A 21923-nucleotide genomic window follows, 5' to 3' on the forward strand; every position below is an offset into this window, starting at 1 on the left:
CACACGACAGTCGGAGGCCGCTGCAGGGCGTGCGGTGGCTGGAATTCGCCGCCCTCGCTCCGTCCCGTGGACCGCCGATCCCGAGGGCGAATACGCCGGAAGATCCGACAAAGAGATGTCGGTCACCCGACGGTCCCCTGCCGCGCCCACCCCGCTGACAGGATTCCCCCATGAGCGATCGGCATGAGGACGGAAGCGGTGCAACAGCCGCGCAGGACACACAGGATGCACACGCCGCACATGACGCGCAGGACGCCGTCGAGCAGGCCTGGCACGGCGTCGTCGCCACCGCCCGCAGGACCGCGGCGGAGGGCCTGGTCGTCGGGACCTCGGGCAATGTGTCGGCGCGGGTCGGCGACCTCGTCCTGGTCACGCCGAGCGGTGTGCCCTACGACCGGCTCGGCCCCGGCGACACCGTCGCCGTCGACCTGAAGGGCCGCCAGGTCCTCGGCGAACTGACCCCGACCAGCGAACTCCCACTCCATCTGGCGGTCTACCGCAACAGCGACGCGGCCGCCGTCGTGCACACCCACGCCGTACACGCCACGGCCGTCTCCACCCTCGTGCCCGAGGTACCGCTCGTGCACTACGCCGCCGCCATGCTCGGCGGCCCCGTCCGCACCGCGGCCTACGCGCGGTACGGAACGCAGGAGCTGGCCGACAACATGCTGGGCGCCCTGCGCGACCGCACAGGCTGTCTGCTCCGGAACCATGGGACCGTCACCTACGGATCCACCCTCGACGAGGCCTACGACCGCACCGCCCAGCTCGAATGGATGTGCAGACTCTGGCTCACCGCCAGCTCCGTCCCCGGCCACTCGCCGTCCCTGCTCACCCGGGCCCAGCTGGACGAGGTGCGGGACGCCCTGAAGGGATACGGACAGCCCGGCTGACCGGGAGGGGCACGCCCGCCCGGCCACCGGACGGCCCCCGCCCACTGGCAGGGAGCGGCACACCCCCCGACACTGAAGCGGTGCGCCCGGCTACAGCGACGGCAGCAGCCGTCATCACCATCCTCGGCGTCGGCGCGGCAGTGGTCGCGGCCGGCCGGTACGCCAGCGACGCCGCCCTCAGGGTGCCGTCCGAACGTCCCCTCCCCGCCGACCGCAAACTCACCGTGCACGCCACGGCGGCCGGACAGGTCACGCTCACCCGCTCCTTCGCCGCGCTCCGGCCCGGTACGTACGGACTGATGGGCGACGGCGTCCACGCTGTCGTCGGCCCGGTGATCGAACAGGCGCCGCACGCCGCCGACGCCGTCGTGCGCCGACTGGAACGCGTCAACAGCGGCAGCCTGGAACCCGGCACCCAGGTCCGGATCACGCCCGCGCTGCACAGCGGCGACCCGGGCACCGCCCTCGGCCTCGACCACCAGGACGTCGAGATCCCTGGCGAACTCGGCTCCCTGCCCGCCTGGTTCCTGCCCGGCCCCCGGGACACCTGGGTCATCACCGTGCACGGCCTCGGCACCACCCGCGAACACCCCATGAATGTCATGGAATTCCTGCACGGGCTGCGGCTTCCGGTGCTCGACCCGGCCTACCGCGGCGACCCCGGAGCCCCACGTTCCCCGGACGGCCTCGCCCACCTCGGCGAGTCCGAATGGCGCGACCTGGACGCGGCGATCCGTTTCGCCGTGCGCTACGGCGCCGAGAAGGTCGTCCTGCACGGCTGGTCGACCGGTGCCTCGATGGCCCTGCACGCGGCCGTCAATTCCGCGCTCCGCGACCGGATCTGCGGCCTCGTCCTGGACTCCCCGGTGCTCGATTGGGCCACCACCCTGCGCGCCCTGGCCACCGCCCGCGGCGTCCCGTCCGCACTGATGCCGCTCGCCGTCCGAGCCGCCCAGGGTCAGACCGGACTGCACGGAGCCAGGCTCCTCGACACCTCCCTCCCGCAGGCCCTGCACGTCCCGACGCTGATCTTCCACGGCCCCGACGACACCCTGGCCCCCTGGCAGCCGTCCCGCGATCTTGCCGCGCGCCGCCCCGACCTGGTCGCCCTGCACGCCGTACCGCAGGCTCCGCATGCGGCAATGTGGAATGCCGGTCCGGCCCGCTACGAAGAGGCCATGCGGCGCTTCCTCACGCCCCTGATGTGACCTGATGCGATGGATCAACCGGTTGGTCCGGCCCGGTCCACCGCCCCTTCCCCGGCGAATTCGGGTTCCGTTTGGGCTTTCGGGCCGTCAGAGGCAAGACTGCTCCCGTGACGTCCCGTACCCCGCGCGACTCCAGGCTGCGACTTGTCCGCCCGCGACCCCTTGCCACCGCCCACAAGGTCGTGACCACCCGGCGCACCAGGCCGGCCCCCCGCCCGCCCGAGGGCACCCCGCCCCGGGCGGAACTGGCCCGCCAGGCCAGGGCTGCGCTGGCCGACGCCGTACGGATCGCCCGCTGGGCCGCCGACGGCGCGAGCCCCGGCACAGCCCTGCTCGCCGCCCACGCTCTCGAACGGGCCGCGGCCGCACTGGAATTGTCCCCGGCGCAGGTGCGCTCCGGATGGGACCGGGCCCGCCTGGCCGGCCTCGTGGAGCTGCACGGCGAGACCGCACGGCCGGGCTGGCGGCTGCGGGCCTGGGACCGCGACGACTCCGCAGTGCTCCGCGGTTGGGTGGCGCTCTTCGACGCCTGGTCGCTCGTCCACCCGGCGCCCGAGGACATCGAGGCCACCGCGGTCGCCGAAGCCGTCGAGGCCGTGCCCCAGGTGCTCTCCCTCCTCCAGCTCTCGGCGGGCCCGGTCACCGTGCCCGCCCTCCTCGATCTTCTCGGTCAGCGCGTCGCGGAACTCCACGAGGAGCGCTGCGAGGTGCCGTACGGGCCGCAGGCGCTGCCCGAACCGGCCGAGCCCGCCCCCACCGCACACCCCGCCGCCCTGGTGGCGCGCCTCCTCGACTGGGCCCTGGAGGGGCTGGCAGCCGTCGGCGCACTCACGCTCGGCGTCGGCCACGCCACCCTCACCCCGCTCGGCAACTGGGCGGTCTGGGTCAAGCTGGAACAGATCTGCGTCGCCGCCCAGAGCCCGGCCGGGAACATCGAGCAGTCCGCCGCCGACATGCTGCTCGGCTGCGCCCGGCTCACCCCGGGGCCGGCCCGCGCCGAGTACCGTGCCTGGCTCGCCGCCCGCCCCGTCGGCAGCGCCGTCGCCGAACTGCTCGCCGTCGCCCGCGGTGAGGACGCACTGCTGCGGGGACTCGCCTTCGAAGCGCTCCGGGTCGTCGGCGCCCCCGCCGAGCCCGTGGTGCGCTCCGTCGTCACCGATGCGTCGCTGCGTCCGTACGCACTGATCTGGCTGGCCGAGTACGACGGAGCCGACCCCGAGGACGCCCAAGAGGTTCTCAGCCGCGAGGAGTCCACCTGGCTCTGGGTCGACACGGCGGCGGCCGTCGCCGACCACGGCGAGACCGCGCTGCTGGTCCGCCATCTCGACTCGGCCGTCCAGGGCACCGTCCCGGCCCTGCTCGAAGAGGTACGGGCCGTCGGCCACCCGCGCACGGTCCAGGTGCTGGTGGCGCTGGCCGCCGCCCACCCGGATCCGGCCCTGGCCAAAGCCGTCCGCCGCGCAGCGTTCCAGGTGCACACCGGTGGCGCCTGACCGACCCGCGGCCGGCCGGGGACGCGGACGCGTCAGTGCCTGTCCTCGGCCCCGGCCCCGGCCCGGGGCCGAGGCCGAGGACACATGTGCTCAGTCCGCGGACCCCGGGGCGTACGTCCCGAAGCTCCACACATTGCCTTCCGCGTCCCGCGCCATGTAGTCGCGCGAGCCGTAGTCCTGGTCCGTGGGCGGCATCAGGATCTCCACCCCGTGTTCCACGGCCCGGGCATGGTGCGCATCGACCTCGTCCACCACGACGTACACACCGCTCGGCCCCGCGCCCGCCATCGCCTTGGCGAAGACCCCTTCGCGGCCCTTCGACCCCAGCATCACCCTGCCGTTGCCGCAGGACAGCTCCGCGTGCAGCACCGTGCCGTTCTTGCCCTCGTACACCGCCTCCTCGGTGAACCCGAGGCCCTCCGTGAGCGTCCTGATCGCGGCCTTCGCGTCGTCGTACAGAATCGTCGGATAGATCGTCGGAACCCCGGCCGATGCGCCTGCCATGGCGCTCACCTCATTTCGCACTCCGCTTGGCCCTCTGCTGTGATCTCCGTCTCAGTCTTCCATCGGCCACTGACAACGGCCCGGACCGGCTCAGCGGAAGGTGTTGCAGTCGGCCATGTCGCCGCTGCGGAAGCCGGTGGTGAACCACCGCCGGCGCTGCGCGGCCGAGCCGTGCGTCCAGGACTCGGGGGTGACCCGGCCCTGGAACCTCTCCTGGATCCGGTCGTCGCCCACCGCCGCGGCCGCGTCGAGCCCGTGTTCGTGTCCTGGCCGGTCCGGCAGCTCTGCTCGACCTGCGCCGCCGAGGACGCGGTCGCCGTCGTACCCGCGTTGCCCGACGAAAGGCCCAGCTGGTCGGGGCCGACACCGAAGAACAGCCCCAGGATCAGCGCGATGGCACCGATGATGCCGCCGCCCACCGTGGCCTTGCCGCCCGGAATCCGGCTGCCGCGCACATCCCGGACCTCGGACGTGTCCAGATCGGCGTCGTCGTCGAACTGCGTGGGGCGCCACTCTCTGCTCAGGCCGCAACTCACCGACCTTCGCCGAGTATCGGACAGTTCATCCACACCTGCCCCTTTTTGGTAACAGGGTGCAGTGGGCCGACGGCACTGGGCGAGCGCCCGGCGGTTCCGGTGGGGCAGCGGCGCCGGCACGCGGAAAAGCGGTTGCACACCGCCAGTAGACTGACCCCTATGGCAATTCTCCTTGTGCACTAGACGGCGTCGAGATAACTCCGCCCGTCGTCCCGCCCGCCGTCCATACCGCCCTGGAGTTTTACCCGTGATCACCGCTTCCGGCATCGAGCTGCGTGCCGGCGCCCGCATCCTCATCGAGTCCGCCTCCTTCCGTATCGCCAAGGGCGACCGCATCGGTCTCGTCGGCCGCAACGGGGCGGGCAAGACCACCCTCACCAAGTGCCTCGCAGGCGAAGGTGTGCCCGCCGGCGGCACCATCACCTGCTCCGGCGAGGTCGGCTACCTCCCGCAGGACCCGCGCACCGGCGACCTCGACATCCTCGCCCGCGACCGCATCCTCTCCGCCCGCGGTCTCGACGAGATCCTGCGCAGGATGCGTGAGAACGAGGAGCGGATGGCGAACGGCAAGGGCGCCACCCGCGAAAAGGCCATGAAGAAGTACGAGCGGCTGGAGACGGAGTTCCTCACCAAGGGCGGTTACGCCGCCGAGGCCGAGGCCGCCACCATCGCCGCCGCGCTCAGCCTGCCCGACCGAGTGCTCGGACAGCCGCTCCACACCCTCTCCGGCGGGCAGCGCCGCCGTGTCGAGCTGGCACGCATTCTCTTCTCGGACGCCGACACCCTGCTCCTCGACGAGCCGACGAACCACCTCGACGCCGACTCGATCGTCTGGCTGCGGGACTACCTGAAGAGCTACCGCGGCGGCTTCATCGTGATCTCCCACGATGTCGACCTCGTCGAGACAGTCGTCAACAAGGTCTTCTACCTCGACGCCAACCGCTCGCAGATCGACATCTACAACATGGGCTGGAAGCTCTACCAGCAGCAGCGCGAGGCCGACGAGAAGCGCCGCAAGCGCGAGCGTCAGAACGCCGAGAAGAAGGCCGCGGCCCTCAACTCGCAGGCCGACAAGATGCGCGCCAAGGCCACCAAGACCGTCGCCGCGCAGAACATGGCCAAGCGCGCCGAGCGGCTGCTCTCCGGCCTGGAGGCCGTCCGGGTCTCCGACAAGGTCGCCAAGCTGCGCTTCCCCGAGCCCTCGCCGTGCGGCAAGACCCCCCTGATGGCGGAGGGGCTTTCCAAGTCCTACGGCTCGCTCGAAATCTTCACCGATGTGGATCTCGCCATCGACAAGGGCTCCCGCGTCGTCATCCTCGGCCTCAACGGTGCGGGCAAGACCACCCTGCTCCGGCTCCTCGGCGGCGCCGAGAAGCCGGACACCGGCGAGGTCATCGAGGGTCACGGGCTCAAGCTCGGTTACTACGCGCAGGAGCACGAGACCCTCGACCCGGAGCGCTCCGTCCTGGAGAACATGCGCTCCGCCGCCCCGGACCTCGACCTCGTCGAGGTCCGCAAGACGCTGGGTTCGTTCCTCTTCTCCGGCGACGACGTCGACAAGCCGGCCGGGGTGCTCTCCGGCGGTGAGAAGACCCGTCTCGCGCTGGCGACCCTGGTGGTCTCCTCCGCCAACGTGCTGCTCCTCGACGAGCCGACGAACAACCTCGACCCGGCCAGCCGTGAGGAGATCCTCGGCGCGCTGCGCACGTACAAGGGCGCGGTCGTTCTCGTCACGCACGACGAGGGTGCGGTCGAGGCGCTCCAGCCCGAGCGGATCATCCTGCTGCCGGACGGCGTCGAGGACCTGTGGGGCGCGGACTACCGGGACCTGGTCGCACTGGCCTGATCCACTTCGACTGGATCATTCGGCCCAGACGTGATCCATCATCTGTGTGAGGACCTCTCATACCTCGGCGCGGCGCCCGGCAGATACCTGCCGGGCGCACTCATGTGGGGCCGAAGCCCCCCGTACGGCCCTGACCTGGCCGTTCATCTCGGACCCGCGGCCGCTCGCCCCCATCGCCCCACGGAACACCGGATTCCGGTTGTGATGGCGTATTCCCGCGGTGCCAAACCGGTTGTACGGACCTTGCCGAATGGGTGGCCAGGAAGCCCGCGAGGGGTGATCATGAGAGTCCAGAGCGCACTTCCCATGAGGAGGCACGGGTGGCCGAGACTCTGAAGAAGGGCAGCCGGGTTACCGGCGCCGCGCGCGACAAGCTCGCGGCAGACCTGAAGAAGAAGTACGACTCCGGTGCGAGCATCCGGGCGTTGGCCGAAGAGACCGGCCGCTCCTACGGATTCGTCCACCGGATGCTCAGCGAGTCCGGAGTCGCGCTGCGAGGGCGTGGCGGAGCAACACGAGGCAAGAAGGCCGCCGCGGCCTGACGGCCGTCGGCGGATCGGGACACGTCGCAGGACGGACGCGTTCCGAGGGCTCACCGGTTTCGGCGGTGGCCACCCGGTAGATCGCGTGATCGACCGGGTGGTTACTGTTCAGTCACTTAGCTCGACATGCTGACTGCACCCGATCCCGGAGGCGCCCCATGACCTCGCTCGACTCTGTGCTCGACCAGGACGGCGTACGACTCACCGTCGATGACGCGGTTGCCACAGTGACCCTCACCAACCCGGCCAAGCGCAACGCTCAGTCCCCCGCTCTGTGGCGGGCGTTGACGGCGGCCGGAAGGGCACTGCCCGGCAGTGTGCGGGTCGTCGTGCTGCGCGGCGAGGGGAAATCCTTCTCCGCCGGCCTCGACCGGCAGGCGTTCACCCCTGAGGGGTTCGACGGTGAGCCGTCGTTCCTGGACCTGGCGCGCGGCTCGGAGTCCGATCTCGACGCGACCATCGCCGAGTACCAGGAGGCGTTCACCTGGTGGCGCCGCAACGACATCGTGTCGATCGCGGCCGTCCAGGGACATGCCATCGGCGCCGGCTTCCAGCTCGCCCTCGCCTGCGATCTGCGGATCGTCGCCGAGGACGTGCAGTTCGCCATGCGCGAGACCAGCCTGGGCCTGGTCCCGGACCTCACCGGCACGCACCCTCTGGTGAACCTGGTGGGGTATGCCCGTGCGCTCGAAATCTGCGCCACCGGCCGCTTCGTGCACGCGGATGAGGCCGAGCGCACCGGCCTCGCCAACCTCGTCGTCCCCGCCGACCAGCTCGACGAGGCGGCCCGCGACCTGTCCGCAGCACTGCTGGCGGCCCCGCGCGACGCCGTCATCGAGACCAAGGCGCTGCTGAGCGGCGCCGTCTCGCGTACGTACGAGGACCAGCGCACCGCGGAACGCGCGGCACAGGGCCGCCGACTGCGCGACCTGGCGGGCGTCACCGACTGAGAGCACGGCACCGGCCGGGCGACGAGCCGCCCGGCCGCCCCTCTCAGTCCTCCTCCACCACCGCGGTGACCAGCACGGTGACCGGCGGATGCCCGTCCACGGCATCCGACACCGCCGTGCGCACCGCCAGCGCCACGTCGAGTGCCCGGTGCTCCCCGGACGTCGCCAGTTCGACCCGCACATGGTCCGGAGCCGTATGCACCGCGCTGCCCAGCACCCGGGTCAGTGTCGCGACGCCGGGGACCCCGGCGGCCGCGGTTCCCGCCACGCCCTCCGGCTCCGTTCCATGCACCGCGGACGGCTCCGGTGCCGGCCGTTCGGGGACCGTGTCCAGCAGCTCCGTCACCCGTAGGTCCACCTCGCCGACCACCAGTCCCAGCCGCTGTGCGGCGGCTGTCAGCAGCGCCGAGCGCAGTGCGGCAGCGGCGGTGGGCAGCGGCCGGTCGGCCGTTGCCGACATCGTTGCCTCGATCCGCAGCGGCCCGGGCGGCAGCGCACTGGGCGGGGCCGGCAGTGCCGGGTCCGGGGCGGAGCCGGGATCCGCCAGCGCGATCCGAACCTCACCGAGCACCGGGCCGGGTGCGCCCGCGGTCCGGCGCAGCACCGCGACGGCGGCCCGCTCCGAGATCCATGCGCCGTCCGCCGGACCGCCCAGAGGGAGCAATCGGCCCAGGCCGAGCCTCTGCCGTACCGCAGCTGTCCATCCGTCGGCCCTGTGGGGGCTGTCAGCCGTCGTCATTGCTCCAGCCTGCCGCATCCACGGCGCGAGATGGGGCAAGCGCACTTAATGTGGGCAACGAAGTCCGACCCTGCCCTGAAGGGAAGTGTGGCGATGACCGACACCCCACAGCGGAACCGGCCCGAGACCCCCGACCACGCGACGGGGGACGAGAGCAGAAGGAGCCCGCTGACCAAGCGCGGTGGGGGAGATCCCGCCACCCGTGGCCGTACCACCATCGCCGACGGTGTGGTCGAGAAGATCGCCGGCATGGCGGCGCGCGACGTGGTCGGTGTCCATGCGATGGGAAGCGGCCTCTCCCGTACCTTCGGCGCGGTGCGCGACCGGGTCCCCGGCGGCGGCAAGTCCGTGACCCGCGGCGTCAAGGCGGAGGTCGGCGAGTCGCAGACCGCCCTCGATCTGGAGATCGTCGTCGACTACGGCGTTTCGATCTCCGATGTCGCCCGTGATGTGCGGGAGAACGTCATTGCGGCGGTCGAACGGATGACTGGGCTCGAAGTCGTCGAGGTCAATATCGCGGTCAGCGATGTGAAGCTGCCCGACGAGGAGGACGAGGACCAGTCCGAGCCACGTCTGCAGTAGGCCTCCCACCCGAGGCAGTTGAGGAGCGCACGATGAGCATGGCTGTGGTCGGCCTGGTGGCCGGCATGGCGCTCGGGTTCGCCGGTTACTTCGGCGGATTCGGGGCCTTTCTGCTGGTCGCGGCGTTGGGAGCGGTCGGCTTCATCGCCGGTCGCTTCCTCGACGGCGATCTGGAACCCGGCGACTTCTTCCGGAGTCGCGAGCGCGGCGATCGACGGCGGTGACGGCGTTGTCGGGGGTACTCGGCCGGATCGCCGCCGCGGAACGCGGGGAGACCAGGATCGCCGACCGGGTGGTCGCGAAGATCGCCGCACAGGCGGCGAAGGAGGCGATCGACGAGCCGCCGAAGGAGGGTGCGTCCCCGCGTGCCACCGTCACGGTGCACCGAGACACCGCACGGGTACGGGTCAGTCTGGAACTCGGATACCCCAGCGACATCGGCCGCCAGTGCGGTGCCGTGCGTCGGCGGGTCATCGAACGGGTAAGAGCGTTGGCGGGGATGGAAGTGCCCGAAGTGGCCGTACAGGTCGAGCGTCTGCACCCCGCGGGAGCGAGCGCCGCGGCACAGGGGAGGATCAGATGACCGAACCCCAGGACCCGGGGGACAGCACGAAGCGCCTGCCCACCGTCGACCCTGTGGAACACGGCGGAGCGGTGGCCCTGGACCAGTCGGCCTCCGCCGCCTCGTACGACCCGGCACCGACGAAGGAAGGCGGCGGCAGTGCCGGCCGCTTCTGGTCCGCGCGCCGCATCCCCGCCGGCCTCGTCGCACTGGTGGTCCTCGGCGGCGCCGGCCTGCTGCTGTACGACGTGGCGGCGGTACGGGCCGACCATCCGGCGATGCGGTGGCGCCGCTCGCTCGCCGACGAACTGGCGCAACGCCCGCTGAACAACGTGTGGGTGCTGGTCGGAGCGGGCGTCGCCATGGCGATCGGCCTGTGGCTCGTCGTCCTCGCCGCCACGCCCGGCCTGCGCGACCTGCTGCCGATGCGCCGCGACCGTCCCGGTGTACGGGCCGGGCTCGACCGGACCGCCGCCGCCCTGGTCCTGCGCGACCGGGCGGTGGAGGTGTCCGGTGTGCAGTCGGTACGGGTCCGGATGGGGCGTGCCAAGGTCGCGGTGCGCGCCGTCTCGCACTTCCGTGAACTCGACGACGTACGGGCCGACTTGGACACCGTACTGACAACAGGCATCGACGAACTGGGCCTGGCCAAGCCGCCGAGCCTGTCGGTGCATGTCCGCCGTCCGGCCAAGAAGGGGTGACCGCGGTGCTCAGTACCGTCAACCGGGTACTGCTCGGGCTCGTCGGCCTGGTGCTGATCTGCGGCGGCGGCGCGGTACTCGCCGCCGGGCTCGGTCTCTCCGTACCGTCCTGGTGGCCGTGGGACGGCAAGGCCGATGTGCTGCTCTCCCAGGCCGACCGGGACCGCTGGCGCGCCGACGGCTGGTGGTGGCCGACCGTCATCGTGGTCCTCGCCGTGCTGGTCGTCCTCGCGCTGTGGTGGTTCTTCGCCCAGCTCCGCCGCGCCCGCCTCGCCGAGGTGCTGGTCGAGAGCGGCGACGGCGAGGGGGCGCTGCTGCGCGGCCGGGCCCTGGAAGGCGTGCTCGCCGGGGAGGCGGGGACGCTGGACGGGGTGGCACGTGCTCAGGTGATGCTGGTCGGCCGGCGCAGTTCGCCGCAGGCCCGGATCAGGCTGCTGATGGAACCGCACGCGGCACCGGGCGAAGCGCTCAGCCGCCTCACGGACGAGGCGCTGGCCCATGCGCGGGACTCGGCGGGGCTGGCGCAGCTACCGGCCGAGGTGCGGCTGCGGGCCGTCAAACACCGCGCAGAACGCGTGAGTTGACGGCGGGGGCGTCCGGCAGCGCACAATCGTGCCCGTCGAGGACCTCTCCCGCGCCCTTGAGACCGTGCGAGAGGTCGAGGACAGGATCGGCCACCGGACGGCCCCGGCGCTCGCTCAGAACCCGTGCCGTACACCGCCGTCCACGGGCACCATGATCCCGGTCAGATACGACGCCGCGGGCGACAGCAGGAAGGCCGCCGTCCGGCCGAACTCCTGCGGCGTACCGTACCGGCGCAACGGAATGCGCGCCTCGGCCGCCGCACGGGACGCCTCCGCGTCGCCCGACAGCGCGTCCAGCTCACGCACCCGGTCCGTGTCGATCCGGGCCGGCAGCACGCCCACCACGCGGATGCCCCGCGGGCCGAGCTCGTCGGCCAGGGACTTGGCGAATCCGGCCAGGCCCGGTCGCAGACCATTCGAAATGGTCAGCCCGGCGATCGGCTCATGGACCGAGCCGGACAGCACGAAGCCGATCACCCCGCCCTCGCCGAGCGACGCGGCCGCCGTACGGGCCAGCCGCACCGCACCCAGGAACACCGAATCGAATGCCGACTGCCACTGCTCGTCCGTGTTGTCCGCGACGAAGCCGGGGGCGGGCCCACCGACGCTGATCAGGATGCCGTCGAGCCGCCCGAACCGCTCATGGGCGGCGTTCACCAGCCGCTGTGCGGCGGCGGGCTCCGCATTGTCGGCGGCGAAGCCGACGGCGTCCGGCCCCAGTTCGGCGGCGGCCGCCTCGACCCGCTTCTCGTCACGGCCGGTGATGATCACCTTCGCGCCGTCCGCCACCAGCTCCCGCGCCGTGGCGTTGCCCAGCCCCCGGGTCGCGCCGGTGACGATGTACACACGGTCCTTCAATTCAAGATCCATGGCCCCTATCCTGCCGTCTCGGCCTCCAGCATGTCCTCCCCGGTCAGTGCGACCGCGGTGCCCACCAGTCCGATATGGCTGAATGCCTGCGGGAAATTGCCCAGCTGCCGCTCCGCCACGGTGTCGTACTCCTCGGCGAGCAGCCCGACATCGTTGCGGAGCGCGAGGAGCCGCTCGAAGAGTTCGGTGGCCTCCTCGGCGCGCCCGGTCAGGCGCAGCGCGTCCGCCAGCCAGAACGAGCACGCCAGGAACGCCCCTTCGCCGCCCGGCAGCCCGTCGATCGAGACACCCTCCGTGCTGTAGCGGCGGACCAGACCGTCGCTGCCCAGCTCGTCCCGGACCGCGTCGACCGTGCCGACGAGTCGAGGATCGTCCGGCGGCAGGAATCCGGTCCGGGCGATCAGCAGCGTCGCGGCGTCCAGGTCCCGGGAGCCGTACGACTGCGTGAACGTGTTCCGTACCGGGTCGTACCCCTTCTCACACACCTCCCGGTGCACGGCGTCCCGCATCACCCGCCACCGTTCGGCGTCCCCGGCCAGCGACGGGTTCGCCTCCAGGGTGCGCACCGCGCGGTCGGCGGCGACCCAGGCCATCACCTTCGAGTGCACGAAGTGGCGGCGCTGGCCGCGGATCTCCCAGAGTCCCTCGTCCGGCTCGCGCCAGGTGGACTCCAGGAACCCGAGCAGGCTGAGCTGCAGGCTCCAGGCGTGTGGTTGATCGGCAAGGCCCGCCTCGCGCGCGAGCCGGAGCGAGTCGATGACCTCTCCGTACACATCGAGCTGCCGTTGCCGGACCGCCGCGTTGCCGATGCGGACCGGGCTGGAGTTCTCGTATCCGCTCAGCCATGGCAGCTCCGCCTCGGGCAGCCGCCGTTCGCCCGACAGGCCGTACATGATCTGCAGATCGGCGGGGTCCCCGGCGACGGCGCGCAGCAGCCAGTCCCGCCAGGCGGCGGCCTCCCCCACATAGCCGGCCGAGAGCAGCGCGTTGAGCGCCAGGGTGGAGTCCCGCAGCCAGCAGAAGCGGTAGTCCCAGTTCCGTACGCCGCCGATCTCCTCCGGCAGCGATGTGGTGGGGGCCGCCACGATGCCGCCGGTCGGGGCGAAGGTGAGCGCCTTGAGGGTGATCAGCGAGCGGATCACGGATTCCCGGTACGGGCCCCGGTACTTGCAGCGGGCCGACCACTCGGCCCAGTCGGAAAGGGTGTTCTTCAGCGCCTCGTGCGGATCGACGAGATCGGGGCGCGGCGAGTGCGAGGGGTGCCAGGTCAGTACGAAAGCCACCTGCTCGCCCGCGGAGACGCTGAACGACGAGCAGGTGGAGAACTCCTGGCCCCACGTCTTGACCGGTGGCTCGCTGCGCAGCCAGACCGAGTCGGGTCCGGCGACCGCCACCCGGTGACCCTGCGAGCGGCGCACCCACGGCACGATGGAGCCGAAGTCGAAGCGCAGCCGGATCACCGATGTCATGTCGACGGTGCCGCTGATCCCCTCGACGATCCGCATGACATCGGGTTCCTGGTCGCGCTGCGGCATGAAGTCGATGACCTTGACGGTGCCGGTGCGGGTCTCCCAGAACGTCTCCAGGACGAGGGAGTCACCCACGTAGCCGCGCCGGGTGCAGGTGTCCGCGCCCTTCGGGGCGATGCGCCAGTGGCCGTTGTCGTCGTCGCCGAGCAGGGCGGCGAAGCAGGCGCCCGAGTCGAAGCGGGGCAGACAGAGCCAGTCCACAGAACCGTTCCTGCCTACCAGGGCGGCTGTCTGCAGATCGCCGATGAGGGCGTAGTCCTCGATGCGTGGGGTCACGTTCTGCCGTGTTCCCGAACCGGGGCCTCGCTAAGCAGCCGGTGTCCCACGGGCGGCCGCAGACTCCTGCCGCGGAGCCCGTCGAGCGGCCACCGGTCGAGCTGTCGCGGGCACTGTGTCAGGCCGTCGCCGGCTCGGGCTTCTCCGGCTCTCCCGACGCCTCGGCCTTGGCCGCGGCCTCCACCCGGTCGCGCTTCTCGCGCCGGGCCAGCACCACATATCCGACCGGGACGCCGGAGGCGAACAGCCACCACTGGACCGCATACGCCATGTGCGGACCGATGGAGCTGTCGTCGGGGGCCTCGATCAGCTCGGGGACGTCGCCGGCCGGTTCGGGCCCGGTCTGCTCGATGTAGCCGCCGAGGACCGGCCGGGAGAGCGCCTTGGCCTGCTGGGCGCTGTTGATCAGCATCACCTGGCGGTCCGGCAGGTCCGACAGATCCTTGATGCCGCTTGTTCCCGTCGTCTCGTCGGCCTTGAGCCGCCCCGTGACGGTCACCTCGCCCTTGGGCACGGCCGGGACGTCCGGGAAGGCGCGCTGGTCGTCGGCGGCGGGGACCCAGCCGCGGTTGATCAGGACCGTACCGCCGCCCTTGAGGTCGAGCGGGATCAGTACGTGGAAACCGATGCTTCCGTCGGTGGAGGTCCGGCGGCGCACGACGACCTCGTGCTCCGTGTCGTACGTCCCCGTGGCCGTCACCGCACGCCAGTAGTCGGAGCGCGGGATCGTGTGACCCGGGGAGGTGAGCGTGGCGACCGGAACCGGCTTCGCCTTGAGGTTGTGCGAGATCAGAGCGTTCTGCGCCACCCGGTGCTCATGCCGGTGCAGCTGCCAGAAGCCCAGCTCGACCATCGTGGGAATGAGGACGAGGGTGAGGAGGGCGAGGATCAGCCACTGCCGGGTCAACAGGAAGCGGTACACCCCACGACGGTACAACTGCGTCATGGGGTGCATCGCGGAGGGGGTGGCGGAACGGGGCCGTGCGGCCGGTGGTCAGACTTTGTCGATGATGCCCACCTTCCCCTCGGCCCGGGCGCAGTGACCGCCGCAGAACCAGTGCCCGTCCACCTCGACACCCTGGCCGATGACCTGGACCCTGCAGTGCTCACAGATGGGCGCCATCCGGTGAATGGCGCAGGAGAAACAGTCGAAGACATGCACCGCGCCCTGCGCGTGCACCTCGAACGACATGCCGTAGTCGTTTCCGCAAACTTCACAACGTGCCATGCGCCACAGGGTGGGACGCGGGGGCGCCGGGCGGCGAGCGGCGGACGGGCGAGTCGCCCCCGGTTCACTCCGATGACGGCGTCGGCAGGGCGGGAGCCACCGGGGCCCCCGTCGTCGTCGACACCTGTGCCACATCCCGCAGCAGATGGGTGAAGGCGCTCTCGTCCACGATCGGTGTGCCGAACGCCTTTGCCTTCACGGTCTTCGACGTCGCCGCGTCGGGGTCGTTGGTGACCAGCAGGCTGGTCAGCCGGGAGACGCTGGTCGCCACATGCAGCCCGGCCTCGATCGCCCGGTCCTCCAGCAGCTCACGGTCGATGGAGGTGTCCCCGGAGAACGCCACCCGCATGCCCTGCATGAGTGGTTTGTCCTTGTTGTACCGTCCCGGGTTCGGATACGGGCAGGCCGGCCGCTTGCGCGAAGGGCGCCAGCTGCTCTGGCTGCCGTACGACGGCTGATAGCCGACCCGCGGGGTGACCGGGGAGTCCGACCACTCGGTCAGCGGGCGGCACTCCAGCAGCGGCAGCCGCACCCCGTCGCGCGCCGCCGCATGCAGACTCGGCCGGAACGCCTCGGCCAGCACCCGGGCATCGTCCAGCGCGTGGTGCGCATGCTGCTGTACGACTCCGAAGTGCGCGGCCAGTGACTGCAGCTTGTGGTTGGGCAGCGGCAGCCGGAGCTCCTTGGAGAGCGCGATGGTGCAGAGCCGGTGCTCGACCGGGGCGACGACCGCGGCGCGCGCGTACTCCCGGGCCAGCATCGACCAGTCGAAGGCGGCGTTGTGCGCGACGAGCACGCGGCCCGCGAGCCGCTCGGACAGCTCGGCGGCGACTTCCGGGAAGAGCGGGGCACCCTCCAGGACATCGCTGGTCAGGCCGTGGATCCAGACGGGTCCGGGGTCCCGCTCCGGGTTGACGAGGGTGTACCAGTGGTCCTCGACGTTGCCCTGCGCGTCCAGCCGGTAGACGGCAGCGGACACTATCCGGTCGTCCCGGGCGAGTCCGGTGGTCTCCACGTCGACGACCGCGTACCCCTGTGGGTAGGCGGTCGGCCACGGTGCTGCGGTCTGGCGGTCGTCGAGCATGGTCACAGAGAATACGGGCCGGGACTGACAGCCCCCCATCCGGGAGCGTTCTGTTCGAGCCGCCCGGCGAGGGTCCGGCTAGCTTCCACCGGTGGCGAGCAGTCCGTTCACCAGCGCCCGCATCGACGCCGTGAACAGTCGTTCCTGGTCGGCGGGGAGAGCGAGCGCGCGGGCCAGCGCCGGGTCGTGCTCGGCCGTGACCGCGTCCCAGAGATCACTCTCGCCGGGGGACTGGACCGGGGAGCGTTCCCGGTTGCGTTCGACGAGCAGGAAGCCGACGGTCTGGAACTGCACCGCCCGTACCGCGTCGGCGGCCCGCGCCCCGCGCAGCCCCGCGGCGTGCACCTCGTGGACGAGGGCCTGCTGAGCGGGCAGGAACATCCGCTCCGTGAGACCGCGTTCATGGACCATCGCGATCAGATGGGGGCGGGCGCGCAGTTCGCGGCGCAGACCCCGGGCGACGGAGACGATCCGGGCCGCCGGGGTCCGTCCGGCCGGGCGGACGGCGCCCATCTCCTGGACGGTGCGCTCCACCAGGGCGTCGAGCAGCGACTCGCGATTGCCGACATGCCAGTAGATCGAGGTGACCGCCGTGCCCAGCTCGGCGGCCAGCTTGCGCATGGTGAGGGCCTCCGGGCCGTGCTGCCGCACCAGGGCGGCAGCGGCCTCCAGAACCTCTTCGCGGGTCAGCGACGTTCGCGCCACGGTACTCCCAGCTCTCCGAACTCCATTACGTGCACGCCTATTTACCCTTCATTCGCGCCGGTGTAACTGTGTTACAGAACCCGGGCACGGACAACCGAGAAGGGTGGTACGTCCATGGCACGTGTACGGTACGGTGCGCGCACCGACGCCGAGATCGCGACGGCCCGCACAGCCCGCTCCAAGCTCCCCGACATCTGGTCCACGGGGGTGGTCGCCGTCTGGGAGAGCGACCCCGACGCGGTGGCGGCGGTCCTGCCACCGCCCCTCAAACCCGCTGGACGCCCGCTCGTCCGCGCCGCCATCAGCAAGGTCGACCTCCCCGGTTATCCGCTCGGTGCGGGCTCCGTCGCCGTCGCCGCCGTCCACGACGGGCACGAGGGCTGGTATCCGCTCGTCATGCCGATGACCCACGAGCGGGCACTGATCGGCGGCCGTGAGGTCTTCGGCGAACCGAAGAAGCTGGGTGAGGTGACTGTCGAACGCGACGGACTCGTCGTCCGGGCCGCGCTCGTCCGGCACGGCATCGCGTTCGTCGAGATACGCGGCGCGGTCGGCGAGCAGCTGCCGCTGCCCGAACCGGCGGAGAAGCTCGACTTCTACTTCAAGTTCCTGCCCGCCGTGGACGGTGAGGGCTTCGACGCCGATCCCGTACTGATCCACTGCATCCGCCACGAGAAGGTCCGCAAGCTGGAGCGGATCTCGGGCGATGTGGTGCTGCGTGAGTCGATGTACGACCCGGTCGCCGACCTCCCCGTGCGCCGGCTGATCGATCTGAGCATCGGCGAGAAGACCAGCGACCAGCAGGGCAGGGCCGTCGAGCGGGTGAGCGCCGAGGCGCTGCTGCCGTACATCCACCAGCGCTACGACGACCCGCAGCAGATCCACGACGGCCCGCCGCAGGGGAGTGTCCGATGAGGCTGGGGGAGGGGCAGGTCGCTGTCGTCACCGGCGCCGCGAGCGGCATCGGGCTCGCGATGGCCCGCAGGTTCGCGGCCGAGGGACTGAAGGTCGTCCTCGCCGACGTGGAGGAGGGCGCGCTCGACAAGGCGGCGGGGGAGCTGCGCGAGGACGGCGCGCAGGTGATGGCGCGGGTGGTCGACGTCAGCGAGCAGGACTCCGTCCAGGCACTCGCCGACGCCGCGTACGACACCTTCGGCGCCGTCCATGTGCTGTGCAACAACGCGGGCGTCGGCTCCGGTGCCGAGGGCCGGATGTGGGAGCACGAGCCGAACGACTGGAAGTGGGCGTTCGCCGTCAATGTGTGGGGTGTCTTCCACGGCATCCAGGCCTTCGTGCCCCGGATGATAGAGGGCGGCGAGCCAGGCCGGGTCGTCAACACCTCGTCCGGCGACGGCGGCATCGCCCCGCTGCCGACCGCCTCCGTCTACGCGGTCACCAAGTCCGCCGTCGTCACGATGACCGAGTCGCTCTACGCGCATCTGAAGGCGGAGGGCGCGGCCGTCGGCGCCTCGGTGCTCTTCCCCGGCCCGAACATGCTCCGTACCGGACTGTGGGAGTCGCACCGCAACCGGCCCGAGCGGTACGCCAAGGAGCGGCCGCGCCGGACCCCGTACCGCAGCCTCGACCAGTGGGAGTCCGCCATGAGGGCGGCGGGCCACGAGGTCGAGTTCACACCGGTGGAGGAGGTCGCGGGCACGGTCGTGGACGGGATCCGCGCCGACCGCTTCTGGCTGCTGCCGCCGAGCGAGCACAGCGACCGGCAGATCCGTGCCAGGTCGCAGTCGATGCTCGACCGGGCGAACCCGTCGTACCTGGAGAGCTTCATACTCGACTGAGGGGCGAGCGATGACCGACCCGTATCTGATCATCTCCTCCGACTGCCACGCCGGACTGCCCACCGAGGAGTACCGGCCCTATCTGGACGCCCGCTTCCACCGGGAGTTCGACGACTTCCTCGCCGGTCGCGACCGCCGCCGCGAGGAGATGACCCGCCTCGGCGTACGCAACGAGGCCTTCGCCGACAAGTGGTTCCACGACAACGAGGAAGGGCTGAGGGGTGGTTGGGACGCCGCGCAGCGGCTCAAGGAGCTCGACGGCGACGGGGTGGCAGCCGAGGTCGTCTTTCCGGACGCGGACGCCGTCGACAGCCGGACCGCCGCCCCGTTCGGCGTCGGTCTCGGCCTCTCCGGCGACCAGGACCCGGAACTCGGCATGGCCGGCGCACAGGCCCACAACCGGTGGCTCGCCGACTTCGTCTCACAGAACCCCGAACGGCACTGCGGAGTCGCCCTGTTGCCCGTCACGGGCGAGGTCGACCGTGTCGTCGCCGAGATCCACCGGGCCAAGGAGTCCGGTCTCGGGGCGCTGATGATCCCCTCCATGTGGGTGGACAAGGCCCCGTACCACGACCGCCGTTACGACCCCGTGTGGGCGGCTGCCGCCGAGACGGCGATGCCGGTCGTCACCCACTCCGGCGCGGCCCCGCGCCACGAGTACGGCGACCACCTGGGGATCTACGTCTCCGAGGTCACCTGGTGGCCGTCCCGCCCGCTCTGGTTCCTGCTCTGGTCGGGCGCCTTCGAACGCCACCCGGGGCTGAGGTTCGGCGTCGCCGAGTCAGGCTGCTGGTGGCTGCCGAACCTGCTCTGGTTCATGGACCGGCTCTACCTGGGCGCCCACGGCGGAAAGAAACTCTCGCCGTTCGCCGAGCTGAAGCGGCCCCCGCACGAGTACCTGGACCGCCAGGTCTTCATCTGCGCCACCAACACCAAGCGCCGCGAGCTCGCCCAGCGGTACGAGATCGGCGTCGACAACATCCTGTGGGGCAGCGACTTCCCGCACCCCGAAGGCACCTGGCCGAACACCGCCGGCTGGCTGCGCGCCACCTTTCACGACATCCCGGTGGCCGAGACCCGCAGGATGCTGGGACTCGCCGCCGCCGAGGTCTTCGGCTTCGACACGGCGAAGCTCGCGCCGATCGCCCGGCGCATCGGCCCGACCCCGCAGGAGCTGGGCCAGAGCGCCGACCGGACGGCGGTCGAAGCGTCCTGGGCACGCTCGCGCGAGGTGGGCCGGCACTGGCTGACCGACCACGACTTCCCGGTCCTGGGGGTCGGCTGATGTCCCGCGAGCGCTACACCGTCATCTCCGCCGACTGTCACGCGGGCGCCGATCTCCTCGACTACAGGCCGTACCTGGAGTCCAGGTACCACGACGATTTCGACGCCTGGGCGGCCGGCTACGTCAATCCGTACGCGGACCTCCTGGCCGACACCGCCGACCGCAACTGGAACTCCGCACGCCGCCTCGCCGAGCTGGCGGCGGACGGCATCGTCGCGGAGGTCGTCTTCCCCAACACCATTCCCCCGTTCTTCCCCTCGGCCTCCCTGATGGCTCCCGCTCCCTCAGCGGAGGAGTACGAACAGCGCTGGGCCGGCCTGCGCGCCCACAACCGGTGGCTCGCCGACTTCTGCGCCGACGCGCCCGGCCGGCGGGCGGGCGTCGCGCAGATCCTCCTCAACGACCCGGCGGAGGCGGTCCGCGAGGTCCGCCGCACCAGAGACGCGGGGCTCACCGGCGGCATCCTGCTGCCCGGAACCCCGCCGGGATCCGGCATCCCGGAGCTGTACTCCCAGGTGTACGACCCGCTGTGGGCGGTCTGCGAGGAGCTGGACGTACCGGTGAACCACCACGGCGGATCGGCCTCCCCGCCGCTCGGCGACGAACCCGCGGCGCGCGCCGTCTTCATGGTGGAGACGACCTGGTTCTCCCACCGGGCGCTGTGGCACCTGATCTTCGGCGGGGCTTTCCGCCGCCACCCCGGACTGAAACTGGTCCTCACCGAACAGGGCTCCGGCTGGATCCCGGGCGTCGTCGAGATGCTCGACTACTACCACGGCCGCCTGGTCGCTGCGGCCTCCCGGGCCTCAACCGCCGAGTCCAAGTTCGGTGCGGGGCTTGCCGCTTCGATGGGAGCGAGTCCCGGCGAGGTCTGGCGCGACAACTGCTTCGTCGGCGCCAGCTTCATGCGTCCCCACGAGGTGCCGCTGCGCGACCGGATCGGACTCGACAAGATCATGTGGGGCAGCGACTACCCGCACGACGAGGGCACCGCCCCCTATTCACGGGAGGGCCTGCGGATCGCGTACGCCGGACTCCCGCCCGACGAGATCGCGGCGATGGTCGGCGGTAACGCGGCCCGCGTCTACGGCTTCGACCTGGCCGCACTCGACCGCATCGCTGCGACGGCCGGCCCGACGGTCGACGAGATCGCCGAGCCCCTGAAGGAGGTCCCGTCCGACGCGACCAGCCCGGCCTTCGCGCCGGGCGGGTCGGTCCGCGTGTGGTGACGGGACCCGGTGAGGTGAGAGCATCCCCGGGTGACGGATACCCAGGCGCATGACGAGTCCCACGGCAACGGCCTCGGCGCGCGGCTGAACTGGCTGCGCGCCGCGGTCCTCGGCGCCAACGACGGCGTGGTCTCCACGGCGGGCCTCGTCGTCGGCGTCGCCGGAGCCACCGATGACCGCGGGGCCCTGCTGACGGCGGGCCTCGCCGGGCTGCTGGCCGGCTCCATGTCGATGGCGGCGGGCGAATACGTGTCGGTGTCCACCCAGCGCGACTCGGAGCAGGCCGCGCTGGCGATGGAGAAGCGGGAGCTGCAGGAGACCCCGGCGGCGGAACTCGCCGAGCTGACCGGCCTGTTGGAGGGCAAGGGGCTGAGCCGGGAAGTCGCCCGCGAGGCCGCCCTCCAGCTCACCGAGCGCGACGCGCTGCGCGCCCACGCGGAGGTGGAGCTGGGAATCGACCCGGACGACCTGACGAACCCGTGGCACGCCGCCGGCGCGAGCTGCCTGGCGTTCACGGCGGGTGCGCTGCTGCCGCTGCTGGCGATCGTGCTGCCACCGGCGCCGCTTCGGCTGGTCATCACGGTACTGGCGGTCCTGGCGGCGCTGGCGCTCACCGGGTGGTGGAGCGCGCGGCTGGGCGATGCGGCGGTGGGGCGCGCGGTGCTGCGGAACATGGGCGGGGGAGCGGTGGCCATGGGGGTCACCTATGCGGCGGGGGCGTTGCTGGGAGCGGTCGGGGTCTGATCCGGCCCGCGTTGGCAGAAGTCACCAAAGGTTGCTG

The 21923-nt window shown here is 71.4% G+C and carries 24 protein-coding genes and 1 pseudogene; 16 read left to right on the forward strand and 9 right to left on the reverse strand.

All coding sequences use genetic code 11. The annotated features are described in order from the left end of the window. Nucleotides 1–170 precede the first annotated feature (170 nt). The 3 genes from ACWCP8_RS15260 to ACWCP8_RS15270 all read left to right on the forward strand — a co-directional run bounded on the left by ACWCP8_RS15260 (nt 171) and on the right by ACWCP8_RS15270 (nt 3594). Nucleotides 171–893, forward strand: coding sequence for a class II aldolase/adducin family protein (locus tag ACWCP8_RS15260; RefSeq protein WP_352264634.1), 723 nt, complete (start codon nt 171–173; stop codon nt 891–893). 80 nt (nt 894–973) lie between these two features. Then, nucleotides 974–2101 (forward strand): alpha/beta hydrolase, encoded by a 1128-nt coding sequence (locus ACWCP8_RS15265; RefSeq protein ID WP_451116310.1) that lies wholly within the window; start codon nt 974–976, stop codon nt 2099–2101. A gap of 182 nt (nt 2102–2283) precedes the next feature. Continuing rightward, nucleotides 2284–3594, forward strand: a complete 1311-nt coding sequence (locus ACWCP8_RS15270; protein ID WP_030920059.1) for a hypothetical protein — start codon at nt 2284–2286, stop codon at nt 3592–3594. A gap of 90 nt (nt 3595–3684) precedes the next feature. Here the strand turns inward: ACWCP8_RS15270 and ACWCP8_RS15275 are convergent, their stop codons facing one another. Both ACWCP8_RS15275 and ACWCP8_RS15280 read right to left on the reverse strand, forming a co-directional pair. After that, nucleotides 3685–4098, reverse strand: coding sequence for a VOC family protein (locus ACWCP8_RS15275; protein WP_352264638.1), 414 nt, complete (start codon nt 4096–4098; stop codon nt 3685–3687). Nucleotides 4099–4188: 90 nt separating this feature from the next. Next, nucleotides 4189–4622: pseudogene (locus tag ACWCP8_RS15280) on the reverse strand (neutral zinc metallopeptidase). A gap of 259 nt (nt 4623–4881) precedes the next feature. Here ACWCP8_RS15280 and ACWCP8_RS15285 point away from each other — a divergent pair. From ACWCP8_RS15285 to ACWCP8_RS15295, 3 genes are all read left to right on the forward strand, one after another. Then, complete coding sequence (locus ACWCP8_RS15285) at nt 4882–6480, forward strand: ABC-F family ATP-binding cassette domain-containing protein (protein WP_352264639.1); 1599 nt, start codon at nt 4882–4884, stop codon at nt 6478–6480. 320 nt (nt 6481–6800) lie between these two features. After that, a complete protein-coding gene (locus ACWCP8_RS15290; RefSeq protein ID WP_215031909.1) occupies nt 6801–7022 on the forward strand; it encodes a helix-turn-helix domain-containing protein in 222 nt (73 codons plus the stop codon). A 158-nt stretch (nt 7023–7180) separates the two neighbouring features. After that, complete coding sequence (locus ACWCP8_RS15295; RefSeq protein ID WP_451116313.1) at nt 7181–7972, forward strand: enoyl-CoA hydratase/isomerase family protein; 792 nt, start codon at nt 7181–7183, stop codon at nt 7970–7972. Nucleotides 7973–8015: 43 nt separating this feature from the next. On the opposite strand, the gene ACWCP8_RS15300 is transcribed toward ACWCP8_RS15295, so the two are convergent. Then, on the reverse strand, nt 8016–8711 hold the full coding sequence (locus ACWCP8_RS15300; protein ID WP_451116315.1) for a hypothetical protein: 696 nt from the start codon (nt 8709–8711) through the stop codon (nt 8016–8018). 93 nt (nt 8712–8804) lie between these two features. Between ACWCP8_RS15300 and ACWCP8_RS15305 the strand changes: the two genes are divergently transcribed. From ACWCP8_RS15305 to amaP, 5 genes are read left to right on the forward strand one after another with little or no spacing between them, the layout of a single operon-like run. Next, a complete protein-coding gene (locus ACWCP8_RS15305; protein ID WP_326602935.1) occupies nt 8805–9293 on the forward strand; it encodes an Asp23/Gls24 family envelope stress response protein in 489 nt (162 codons plus the stop codon). A 32-nt stretch (nt 9294–9325) separates the two neighbouring features. Next, nucleotides 9326–9517 carry a hypothetical protein gene (locus tag ACWCP8_RS15310; protein WP_030920082.1) on the forward strand — a complete coding sequence of 64 codons (192 nt, stop codon included), beginning with the start codon at nt 9326–9328 and terminating at the stop codon, nt 9515–9517. A gap of 5 nt (nt 9518–9522) precedes the next feature. Further along, nucleotides 9523–9876, forward strand: coding sequence for an Asp23/Gls24 family envelope stress response protein (locus ACWCP8_RS15315; RefSeq protein ID WP_382831369.1), 354 nt, complete (start codon nt 9523–9525; stop codon nt 9874–9876). Further along, a complete protein-coding gene (locus ACWCP8_RS15320; RefSeq protein ID WP_352264646.1) occupies nt 9873–10556 on the forward strand; it encodes a DUF6286 domain-containing protein in 684 nt (227 codons plus the stop codon). The genes ACWCP8_RS15315 and ACWCP8_RS15320 overlap by 4 nt, the downstream gene beginning before the upstream one ends. Then, complete coding sequence (gene amaP / locus ACWCP8_RS15325) at nt 10553–11140, forward strand: alkaline shock response membrane anchor protein AmaP (protein ID WP_352264648.1); 588 nt, start codon at nt 10553–10555, stop codon at nt 11138–11140. Before ACWCP8_RS15320 ends, amaP begins: the two co-directional genes overlap by 4 nt. A 114-nt stretch (nt 11141–11254) precedes the next feature. Here amaP and ACWCP8_RS15330 read toward each other — a convergent pair whose 3' ends face one another. From ACWCP8_RS15330 to ACWCP8_RS15355, 6 genes are all read right to left on the reverse strand, one after another. Continuing rightward, nucleotides 11255–12010: an SDR family oxidoreductase gene (locus tag ACWCP8_RS15330; RefSeq protein ID WP_451116317.1), complete on the reverse strand. Its 756-nt coding sequence runs from the start codon at nt 12008–12010 to the stop codon at nt 11255–11257. A 5-nt stretch (nt 12011–12015) separates the two neighbouring features. After that, entirely contained in the window at nt 12016–13815 is a 1800-nt protein-coding gene (locus ACWCP8_RS15335) for a glycoside hydrolase family 15 protein (protein ID WP_451116319.1), read from the reverse strand. Between the two features lie 118 nt (nt 13816–13933). Next, on the reverse strand, nt 13934–14737 hold the full coding sequence (locus ACWCP8_RS15340) for an SURF1 family cytochrome oxidase biogenesis protein (protein ID WP_451116368.1): 804 nt from the start codon (nt 14735–14737) through the stop codon (nt 13934–13936). Between the two features lie 72 nt (nt 14738–14809). Then, entirely contained in the window at nt 14810–15043 is a 234-nt protein-coding gene (locus tag ACWCP8_RS15345) for a hypothetical protein (protein WP_078852816.1), read from the reverse strand. 64 nt (nt 15044–15107) lie between these two features. After that, a complete protein-coding gene (locus ACWCP8_RS15350; RefSeq protein WP_451116321.1) occupies nt 15108–16133 on the reverse strand; it encodes a DEDDh family exonuclease in 1026 nt (341 codons plus the stop codon). 72 nt (nt 16134–16205) lie between these two features. After that, nucleotides 16206–16832: a TetR/AcrR family transcriptional regulator gene (locus ACWCP8_RS15355; RefSeq protein WP_451116323.1), complete on the reverse strand. Its 627-nt coding sequence runs from the start codon at nt 16830–16832 to the stop codon at nt 16206–16208. A 114-nt stretch (nt 16833–16946) separates the two neighbouring features. On the opposite strand from ACWCP8_RS15355, the gene ACWCP8_RS15360 reads away from it, so the two are divergent. The 5 genes from ACWCP8_RS15360 to ACWCP8_RS15380 are packed head-to-tail and all read left to right on the forward strand — an operon-like array spanning nt 16947 to nt 21886. Then, nucleotides 16947–17747 carry an acetoacetate decarboxylase family protein gene (locus ACWCP8_RS15360; protein ID WP_352264657.1) on the forward strand — a complete coding sequence of 267 codons (801 nt, stop codon included), beginning with the start codon at nt 16947–16949 and terminating at the stop codon, nt 17745–17747. Next, nucleotides 17744–18628, forward strand: coding sequence for an SDR family NAD(P)-dependent oxidoreductase (locus tag ACWCP8_RS15365; RefSeq protein ID WP_352264659.1), 885 nt, complete (start codon nt 17744–17746; stop codon nt 18626–18628). The genes ACWCP8_RS15360 and ACWCP8_RS15365 overlap by 4 nt, the downstream gene beginning before the upstream one ends. Before the next feature lie 10 nt (nt 18629–18638). Further along, nucleotides 18639–19913: an amidohydrolase family protein gene (locus ACWCP8_RS15370; RefSeq protein WP_352264661.1), complete on the forward strand. Its 1275-nt coding sequence runs from the start codon at nt 18639–18641 to the stop codon at nt 19911–19913. Beyond that, nucleotides 19913–21142 carry an amidohydrolase family protein gene (locus ACWCP8_RS15375; RefSeq protein WP_451116326.1) on the forward strand — a complete coding sequence of 410 codons (1230 nt, stop codon included), beginning with the start codon at nt 19913–19915 and terminating at the stop codon, nt 21140–21142. The genes ACWCP8_RS15370 and ACWCP8_RS15375 overlap by 1 nt, the downstream gene beginning before the upstream one ends. A gap of 30 nt (nt 21143–21172) precedes the next feature. Next, entirely contained in the window at nt 21173–21886 is a 714-nt protein-coding gene (locus ACWCP8_RS15380) for a VIT1/CCC1 transporter family protein (RefSeq protein WP_451116327.1), read from the forward strand. Nucleotides 21887–21923: the final 37 nt, after the last annotated feature.

The organism is Streptomyces sp. NPDC002206 (genome assembly GCF_053593595.1).

What these genes read in the sequence shown, in the direction of transcription:
- ACWCP8_RS15375 (WP_451116326.1), top strand. Translation starts at nt 19,913, where the DNA reads ATGTCCCGCGAGCGCTACACCGTCATCTCCGCCGACTGTCACGCGGGC.
- ACWCP8_RS15275 (WP_352264638.1), bottom strand. Translation starts at nt 4,098, where the DNA reads ATGGCAGGCGCATCGGCCGGGGTTCCGACGATCTATCCGACGATTCTG.
- ACWCP8_RS15310 (WP_030920082.1), top strand. Translation starts at nt 9,326, where the DNA reads ATGAGCATGGCTGTGGTCGGCCTGGTGGCCGGCATGGCGCTCGGGTTC.
- ACWCP8_RS15345 (WP_078852816.1), bottom strand. Translation starts at nt 15,043, where the DNA reads ATGGCACGTTGTGAAGTTTGCGGAAACGACTACGGCATGTCGTTCGAG.
- ACWCP8_RS15365 (WP_352264659.1), top strand. Translation starts at nt 17,744, where the DNA reads ATGAGGCTGGGGGAGGGGCAGGTCGCTGTCGTCACCGGCGCCGCGAGC.
- ACWCP8_RS15330 (WP_451116317.1), bottom strand. Translation starts at nt 12,010, where the DNA reads ATGGATCTTGAATTGAAGGACCGTGTGTACATCGTCACCGGCGCGACC.
- ACWCP8_RS15320 (WP_352264646.1), top strand. Translation starts at nt 9,873, where the DNA reads ATGACCGAACCCCAGGACCCGGGGGACAGCACGAAGCGCCTGCCCACC.
- ACWCP8_RS15360 (WP_352264657.1), top strand. Translation starts at nt 16,947, where the DNA reads ATGGCACGTGTACGGTACGGTGCGCGCACCGACGCCGAGATCGCGACG.
- ACWCP8_RS15370 (WP_352264661.1), top strand. Translation starts at nt 18,639, where the DNA reads ATGACCGACCCGTATCTGATCATCTCCTCCGACTGCCACGCCGGACTG.
- ACWCP8_RS15295 (WP_451116313.1), top strand. Translation starts at nt 7,181, where the DNA reads ATGACCTCGCTCGACTCTGTGCTCGACCAGGACGGCGTACGACTCACC.
- ACWCP8_RS15305 (WP_326602935.1), top strand. Translation starts at nt 8,805, where the DNA reads ATGACCGACACCCCACAGCGGAACCGGCCCGAGACCCCCGACCACGCG.
- ACWCP8_RS15300 (WP_451116315.1), bottom strand. Translation starts at nt 8,711, where the DNA reads ATGACGACGGCTGACAGCCCCCACAGGGCCGACGGATGGACAGCTGCG.
- ACWCP8_RS15260 (WP_352264634.1), top strand. Translation starts at nt 171, where the DNA reads ATGAGCGATCGGCATGAGGACGGAAGCGGTGCAACAGCCGCGCAGGAC.